General features: G+C 46.5%; 7 protein-coding genes and 1 pseudogene. 7 read left to right on the top strand and 1 reads right to left on the bottom strand.

The features are described 5' to 3' along the window. A pseudogene (locus AC6R0R_RS01375) lies at positions 1 to 617 on the bottom strand (transposase); the annotation flags it as partial. A gap of 280 nt (positions 618 to 897) precedes the next feature. Here AC6R0R_RS01375 and AC6R0R_RS01370 point away from each other — a divergent pair. From AC6R0R_RS01370 to AC6R0R_RS01340, 7 genes are all read left to right on the top strand, one after another. Continuing rightward, entirely contained in the window at positions 898 to 1,437 is a 540-nt protein-coding gene (locus AC6R0R_RS01370) for a hypothetical protein (RefSeq protein ID WP_500625426.1), read from the top strand. Positions 1,438 to 1,618: 181 nt separating this feature from the next. After that, positions 1,619 to 2,425, top strand: a complete 807-nt coding sequence (mutM, locus tag AC6R0R_RS01365) for a bifunctional DNA-formamidopyrimidine glycosylase/DNA-(apurinic or apyrimidinic site) lyase (protein WP_500625425.1) — start codon at positions 1,619 to 1,621, stop codon at positions 2,423 to 2,425. A gap of 94 nt (positions 2,426 to 2,519) precedes the next feature. Beyond that, positions 2,520 to 3,731, top strand: coding sequence for an O-antigen ligase family protein (locus AC6R0R_RS01360; RefSeq protein ID WP_500625424.1), 1,212 nt, complete (start codon positions 2,520 to 2,522; stop codon positions 3,729 to 3,731). Then, the gene (locus AC6R0R_RS01355) at positions 3,694 to 4,617 is read left to right on the top strand and encodes a glycosyl transferase family 90 (protein ID WP_500625423.1); all 924 of its coding nucleotides are present in this window, start codon (positions 3,694 to 3,696) and stop codon (positions 4,615 to 4,617) included. Before AC6R0R_RS01360 ends, AC6R0R_RS01355 begins: the two co-directional genes overlap by 38 nt. Positions 4,618 to 4,634: 17 nt before the next feature. Next, a complete protein-coding gene (gene waaF, locus AC6R0R_RS01350) occupies positions 4,635 to 5,699 on the top strand; it encodes a lipopolysaccharide heptosyltransferase II (RefSeq protein WP_500625422.1) in 1,065 nt (354 codons plus the stop codon). Continuing rightward, complete coding sequence (gene waaA, locus AC6R0R_RS01345; RefSeq protein WP_500625421.1) at positions 5,699 to 6,973, top strand: lipid IV(A) 3-deoxy-D-manno-octulosonic acid transferase; 1,275 nt, start codon at positions 5,699 to 5,701, stop codon at positions 6,971 to 6,973. The genes waaF and waaA overlap by 1 nt, the downstream gene beginning before the upstream one ends. Then, positions 6,970 to 7,710, top strand: a complete 741-nt coding sequence (locus AC6R0R_RS01340; RefSeq protein WP_500625420.1) for a glycosyltransferase family 25 protein — start codon at positions 6,970 to 6,972, stop codon at positions 7,708 to 7,710. The genes waaA and AC6R0R_RS01340 overlap by 4 nt, the downstream gene beginning before the upstream one ends.

Raw genomic sequence — 7,710 nt, 5'->3', positions numbered from 1 at the left:
TTCTTGTGATGCCTTTCGATATCGGTGCTTCGGTGTTTGGCAGCTTACCAGCCCTAATAATTTCATCATCTTAGAAGCTCGATAACGTGTAAGTTTTACACCTTGAGCCGTCACCATGTCGGCAATGCTTCTCGCACCCGCAGAGCCGTTGCTTGCCGTATGAACTTCTTTAATAAGACTCTTGAGTTTCACCAACTCTGGAGAAACATGTTTAGGGCGACAACGCCAGTATTTGTAACTGCTGCGGTGGATACTGAACACATGACATAAGGTGGTAACGCTAAAGCTCTGCCTGAGTTTCTCGATTATCGAGAGTTGTTCAGTGAGTCCGACATCAAGAGAGCTGTAGCCTTTTTTAATATTTCATTGTGCTCTTCAAGGCGAGCAAGTTTCTTCTTCAGCTCTCGTATCTCAATTTGCTCTGGTGTCATAGGTGAGGCTTGAGGAGCCACTCCCTTTCTTTCTTGCTTGAGCTGCCTTACCCACTTATCCATTGTCGATTTACCCACCCCCATGGCTTTGGCGGCTTCAACAACGGTGTAGTTTTGGTCGAGAACAAGTTGCGCTGCTTCGAGTTTGAACTCCGCACTGAAAGTGCGTCTGGTACGCTTGGTCATAGTTTCACCTGTCATGCTATGAGGTGTATCTTAACACCTCTAATCAGGTGGCCAAATTCACCGTACCACTACACGAGTGCCTAGTTCCTAGAGGGTGGGATATTTGAGTTCCTAGAGGCGAGTGCCTAGTTCCTAGAGGATGGAATATTTAAGATTTTGTTTTTCTCTACGAACTAGGCTGATGTTTGGCTTTTTCTCTAGGCACTAGGATCTAGGAACTAGGAACTTTTACTTATCAACGATATTCTAGTGACTAGAAACTGTCATCTAGGAGCGCCCTATGCCTCGAGCTTCCATTGCTAAACGCCGCCGTTGGAACAACTGGCTTATCCTTGGCATCATCGCCTTTATGGTGATTCTCAATGCCCCGTCGCTCATCAAAGCGTACTTAATTGGCGAGCCCTCGACGCCGGCCGTGTCGGATGCATCACTATCGAGCGAGTCGCAGACGGCGCTGCCCAAATTACCCAAGTTACTCAACCCTAATTACCCTGTCAGCGCGCTCTATTATCGCGGCGTGGAAATTGAGCTTAAAGACGGCAAACTGGTCTCCAACGCAAAATTGAAAGATGACGTTCCACCGCCAGACATCATCGAGCGCTGGCGTTCGATTGAGGGGACATTGGTATCGCCAGAAAATTTCGACACCATGCAAGCCAGTCTCGGCAATCCAGAAACCATCGAAGTCTGGTATCAGGGTCTAGATGAGCCCCACCGCATCACGCTGTACAAAACCGAACAATTTTGGCTACTGAAAAACTGGCAAGACGATTGGATTGCGATCACCGTGGATCCCGATTTCCTACAACCGCGGTATTGAGGGGAGTTCCTAGTTGATGAAAGTTCCTAGTTCCTAGTTGATAGTTCCTAGAGGGGGTTGACTTGACTGGGGGCTCAGACATACTTTTCTAGGCACTAGGCACTAGGCACTAGGCACTAGGCACTAGGCACTAGGCACTAGGCACTAGGCACTAGGCACTCAAAACTAGGAATTTACACCCATGCCAGAATTACCCGAAGTCGAAGTGAGCCGGATGGGGATATCGCCCCACCTTATCGGCCAAACCGTCGCCAAAATCACCATTCGAACGCCCAAACTGCGTTGGGCGATCCCCGCAGAGCTGGCTCAACTCGAAGGGCAAGTGATTCAAACCATTACGCGACGCGCCAAATATCTGCTGATTGAAACTCAAGTGGGCTGTGCGATTGTGCACTTGGGCATGTCTGGCTCGCTGCGAGTGTTGGATGCTGAGATCCCGGCAGGTAAACATGATCACGTGGATCTAAAACTCTCGAATGGTAAAGTGCTGCGCTACAACGATCCGCGCCGCTTTGGGGCGTGGCTATGGAGTGAGGACGGGCAGCACACCGTACTCGCCAACTGCGGCCCAGAGCCGCTGACCGAGGCATTTAACGCCGAATACCTGCTACAAAAAGCCGTTAACAAGCGCGTTGTCGTCAAGCAGTTTATTATGGACAACAAAGTCGTGGTCGGGGTGGGCAATATTTACGCCAATGAGTCGCTATTTAGTGCTAAAATCCACCCCAGCCGAGCGGCGGGCAGTTTATCTCTGCCAGAGTGGCAGCAACTGGTTGGCGACATCAAAGCCGTACTGGCGACCGCCATCAAACAAGGCGGCACAACGCTAAAAGATTTCGCCCAAGCTGACGGCAAGCCCGGCTACTTTGCTCAAGAGCTACAAGTCTACGGCAAAGCCGGAAAGCCCTGCCCAACCTGCGGCGAGCCGATTGAAGAGCTCAAAATTGGGCAGAGGAATACGTTTTATTGTGGTGGGTGTCAACAATAAGTTTATGCTAAAACAACATTACTCTATGAACGATAGTTAGATATCATATGTGTTGTTTCAGTTAATTTTTGTAGCTAATTTGTAGTGATGAATAATGATAGAAAAAAAGATCTTTGAGCGAATTCACTTTTTTATATTCTCAGTAACGGTGGTTTGGTTGTTTGCTGGAATGATATGGATGCCTCAAGGAAACAAGCCTTTAGCCGCCATGGCTATTATTTGTTTTATTTCTTCAATTCCGATTTTTATTTCGCATTCAAAGTCATTTATTTTTGGCTATAGTGGTTGGTCAAAACTGCTTCTTATTTTGTCTGTGCTTTCTTCATTCCATTATTTTTTTCATGGTGGAAGCAGTCAAGAAGTTAGAGCGCTTTGGACTGCATTTGTTATACTAGTAGTGAGTCAGATTCACAAAGTGCAAGTAAGGGATGTTCAATATTTGGTCTTGCTTTCGTCACTTAGTTCTGGCTTTATGATGTTATATTACGCTTTGGTCTTGGATGCTGGGCGTATGGACTTTCCTACGAATCCCATACCCCTGGCGACACATCAAAGCTTTCTTTCTATTATCGCTTTATCTTTTTTATTTTATGATTTTAAAGGTAAAAGCTATACAGCAATAATAGTTTCATTTCTGTTCTTTTTCCTTTCTGTATTGCTGACTCAATCTAGAGGTCCAATTGTTGTAACTATTGCTTTGGCTATTTTGATTTTCTCCATATTGCTATATAAAAGAGAAATTCCTTTGAGAGTTGGAGGATGTTTTTTTGTCATCTTTTTGACTGTAGTTTGGTTCGGGTTTAATGACTTACTTGTTCGTTACTATGCAACTATCAATGAGTGGAACATGCTGCGTGATGGCAATTTGGACTCATCGATGGGATGGCGATTACAAATGTATCTTGCGGGTTGGGAAGTTTTTATTTCAAACCCTTGGTTGGGTGTGGGAACAATCACAATAGAAGATGTTGAAAAAGTTAACTTGACTCGTGAAGGTATGGCTTATGTTACAAATGGGCATCTTCACAATAATTACATAGATAAACTAGCCACTTCTGGGTTGTTAGGATTTGTCGCATTACTGGTTTTATTCTTTTATCCTATTTACGAATCTTTTCGTAAATCGTATGGGTTTAAGTTTCTGATTATTTTGCCAATAATCTGCTGGGGCCTTTGCTGCTTAATCGACTCTCCTTTTAGAAATGGAGACACGGCTGTGCTCTATTTTGTTGTGATTGGTTTTCTCCTTAAGTCAATAAGTTTAGAGAATGAAAATTTTATATTACCTGAAACATCTCGCTCTTGAGATATTGCCAAAATCCTATTTTAACCATGTTGCCCAGACGCTTGCCCGGCGACATAGTGCTTCTCTGAGTGATATTGAGCAGCGAGTTAATTACTACACCAAGGGACTGACCTCGTTCACTTTACCCAAAGACTGCACGGCGATTTCGGAGTACAAGCGCAAAGGTTACACGTCGTATTACTTCGATCTTAAAGAGTTTCTCCACTACTTCCCCAAGCATTTTCGATTCGCCTACTATTTTGGTGACGAAACGCACATTGAACCTATCCCGACCTTGTTTAAAGCTCGCCCGATAGCAGGGAAGAACAGTAACTCCGTTTTGTTTAAGCTTGATAAGCGCCGCCACTTTCGCTTTGTGGACGACAAACTGAGCTTCGCTGAAAAGAAAGATATGGCGGTGTTTCGCGGTGCCGTCACGCAGCCGCATCGAATTCGCTTTATGAAGGCGATGTTTGAACACCCTCGCGTCGATGCCGGGCAATCGAATCCATCAGACGAGCATCCGGAATGGCAAAAGCCTTTTATGTCGATCGAAGAGCAACTTCAGTACAAGTTTTTGATTTGCTTGGAAGGCAATGATGTGGCTTCAAACCTGAAATGGGCGATGTCTTCGAATTCTGTGGTCATCACGCCTAAGATGAAATATGAAACTTGGTTTATGGAAGGGACGCTTGAGCCGGGCGTGCATTATATTGAAGTCAAAGACGATTGGTCAGACTTTGATGAAAAGATAGAGTACTACTTGGCGAACCCTGAGAAAGCAGAACAGATCGTTAAGAACGCTCACGCCTATATCAAACCATTTCAAGATGAAGAACTTGAGAAACTCGTGTGTATTAAGACACTAGAGCGATATTTCGAATTGTCTGGCCAGCTTAAAAGCTGACTGAGAAAGAGTAAGCAATGAACATATTAGTAATTGGCCCATCATGGGTGGGCGATATGGTGATGTCGCAGGGGTTATACATTGAGTTAATGCGACAATACCCTGAGGCGAAGATCGACGTTCTCGCCCCTGCTTGGTGTAAACCGATTTTGGAGCGAATGCCGCAAGTGAACCAAGCACTTGAGATGCCACTGGGTCACGGTCAGTTTGATTTGGCGACGCGCTACCGGTTAGGAAAATCACTGAAAACGAACGCCTACGACGCCGCCTATGTGCTGCCCAACTCAGCAAAGTCGGCTCTCATCCCCTTTTTTGCTCACATCAAACGACGCGTGGGTTGGAAGGGTGAAATGCGCTACGGGTTACTCAATGACATCCGCAGTAACAAGAAAGCCTTCCAATACATGCTTGAGCGCTATGTCGCGCTTGCTCACCCAAAGAGTGAGATGACGGGGAGCGGATGTTTAGGTGCTTTGCAAGATTTACCTTACCCTCATTTAACGGTGGTGCCTGAGGCTCAATCGCAAGCCATGCACGTTTTGGGGCTCAATCGAGAACGGCCAATTTTAGGGTTGTGCCCTGGCGCAGAATTTGGCCCGGCGAAGCGCTGGCCAGATCAACATTTTGCTACCGTTGCGGCTGAGATGATTGGCCGGGGGTATCAGGTGTGGTTGTTTGGCTCAGCGAAAGACCGAGAAGTCACCGAACAAATCATTCAGCAGGTCCCCAAAGAGAAGCAAGGCCACTGTTTCAACTTAGCCGGAAATACCAGTCTTATTCAGGCGGTGGATCTTATTGGTGCGTGCCACACCGTCGTGAGTAATGACTCTGGCCTTATGCACGTTGCGGCGGCGGTGGGTTGCAATGTCGTCGCGGTTTATGGGTCGAGTTCACCGAAATACACGCCGCCACTGACCAAAAAACTGGCAATACTTAATACGGATATTGATTGCCGTCCGTGTTTTGAACGTACCTGTCCCAAGCAGCATCTTAAGTGCTTAGTTGAGCTTGATCCCCAGCGAGTGATCAGTGCCATTCACCAGTTTGAGGGCGGCCACTCTCAAGCCGAGCGTTTGATTTGATGCGAGCTCTCTACACTCTGCTTCTTGCGTTAGTCAGCCCACTGTTACTTTGGGGGCTGTATCGAAAAAGGCCAAACAAACCCGAATTTGGCCCTCGCTGGAAAGAGCATTTTGGCTTTACCCCGCCGCTGGCTGAGGATGAAAAAACCTCTAGCGGCGTGATTTGGGTGCATGCCGTCTCTGTAGGTGAGGTGTTGGCGAGCAAAAAACTGGTGTTGACACTCAAGCAGCGTTACCCCAACAAGCGCGTTCTTGTCACCACCACCACCAGTACCGGTGCTGAGCAAGTGGCGAAGATGGGCGTAGAGCATCGCTATATGCCGATCGACTTTGGTTGGTGTGTGAACCGCTTCCTTACCACGATTCAAGCCGACATCATGTTGATCATTGAAACAGAACTGTGGCCGAATACGCTTCACACCGTTTCGAAGCGGCAGGTTCCGATAGTATTAGTCAACGGCCGTCTATCTGACAAATCGCAGCGCCACTATCACCGGTTGCGCTCGCTAATGACGCCAGTATTACAATGCGTTCAGCACGTGTTGAGCGTTCATGAGGATGACTCAGCCAGGTTTAGGCAGTTGGGCGCCAAAAACGTCACGACGACGGGCTCTTTGAAATACGACATCACAGTGAACCCCAACACGCAGCGTCTTGGCCAACAGCTTAGAGAGAAGCTTGGCACGTCAAGGTTGGTCTGGATTGGCGCAAGCACCCACAATGGTGAAGATGAAATCCTATTTCGCGCTTATCAGCTGGCTAAAAAGCAGTTGCCCAATCTGCTCTTGATGTTGGTGCCCCGCCATCCAGAGCGTTTTGATGATGTCGCAACAAGCGCAGCTCAGCACGGTTTAACGGTAGAAAGGCGTTCTCATCAGAAGACGACGCCAACGTCAGAGCAAACCGACGTGTACTTGGCCGACACTATGGGCGAAATGATGTGCTTGCTTGCTGCCAGCGATATCGTGTTTATGGGGGGGAGTTTAGTCGGCCGCAAAGTCGGTGGACATAACTTCATTGAACCTGCGGTCTTATCTAAGCCGTGTTTGACTGGCCCCAGCTATTACAACTTTGCAGATCTTGCCGAGCAGCTTATCCAAGCGAAGGCTCTGGCTGTAGTCAGTGATGAGCAAGAGATTGCCGAGCAGCTGATGATGTATGCTTCTGCCCCAGTCCTCGATGGTGGCGCTGGCTATGATATAGTGCTAAGAAATCAGGGTGCCTTAGATAACACCCTAAACCTCATTCAACGTTTAATAGAGAATTCACCATGATCAAAACCTTCATCATTCATGTCAGTAAGGGCTACGAGGATAGAAGAGAGCATATCGACACTCACCTTCCTCAAAGAGGGATTACAGAATACGAGTATATGCTAAAAGGTGATATTGATGATTTATCACAAGACATTAGAGATAACTTTTTCTCCCACAACTTGTCGCTACCCCAGATGTCTTGCCTCTATAAGCACTACCTCGTTATGAAAAAAGTAGTGGAAAATGAGATCCCTCATGTATTGGTTTTAGAAGATGATGCTTTGCTTGATGAGCACTTCTGTCAGCATCTTCAGACATTTATTGACGAGGTGGGTAATGAAGAAAACTATGTCATTAACATCGAAGAAGCGTCTAATCTTGTTCCATTTTCCATCCGTAAACATAATCAGTCCCTTTACGTTTGTAGTACGAATAAACTGACCGGGGGGTTGGTTTATGATTTGTCGTTTGCTAAGAAGATGGTCCAGTATTTAGAGAGCACGGTTACAGATGCTCCTATTGATGGGCTAATAGGGAATGTAAGAGAAGAGGTAGGTTACAATATTTATTGGACACATCCTCCTATCGTGAGGCAAGGCAGTAAAATCGGTATTTTTTCTAGTGAATTAAGTGGTCGTCGTTCTGGGCTGTATGCTGAAGTGCGCAGTTGGTTTAAAGAAAACTACCGAACCCATGTGCGCAGCCATATTAGTAGAAAGCAAAAATCACTCTTTACTGGCGTGAAGAAATTCTAG

It is taken from the genome of Vibrio sp. R12-SW3-ISO1, from assembly GCF_059834005.1.
The sequence above is the reverse complement of the archived record's forward strand: the minus strand, read 5'-3'. Positions and strand labels throughout refer to the sequence as shown.

What these genes read in the sequence shown, in the direction of transcription:
- AC6R0R_RS01370 (WP_500625426.1), top strand. Translation starts at nt 898, where the DNA reads ATGCCTCGAGCTTCCATTGCTAAACGCCGCCGTTGGAACAACTGGCTT.
- mutM (WP_500625425.1), top strand. Translation starts at nt 1,619, where the DNA reads ATGCCAGAATTACCCGAAGTCGAAGTGAGCCGGATGGGGATATCGCCC.
- AC6R0R_RS01360 (WP_500625424.1), top strand. Translation starts at nt 2,520, where the DNA reads ATGATAGAAAAAAAGATCTTTGAGCGAATTCACTTTTTTATATTCTCA.
- AC6R0R_RS01355 (WP_500625423.1), top strand. Translation starts at nt 3,694, where the DNA reads ATGAAAATTTTATATTACCTGAAACATCTCGCTCTTGAGATATTGCCA.
- waaF (WP_500625422.1), top strand. Translation starts at nt 4,635, where the DNA reads ATGAACATATTAGTAATTGGCCCATCATGGGTGGGCGATATGGTGATG.
- waaA (WP_500625421.1), top strand. Translation starts at nt 5,699, where the DNA reads ATGCGAGCTCTCTACACTCTGCTTCTTGCGTTAGTCAGCCCACTGTTA.
- AC6R0R_RS01340 (WP_500625420.1), top strand. Translation starts at nt 6,970, where the DNA reads ATGATCAAAACCTTCATCATTCATGTCAGTAAGGGCTACGAGGATAGA.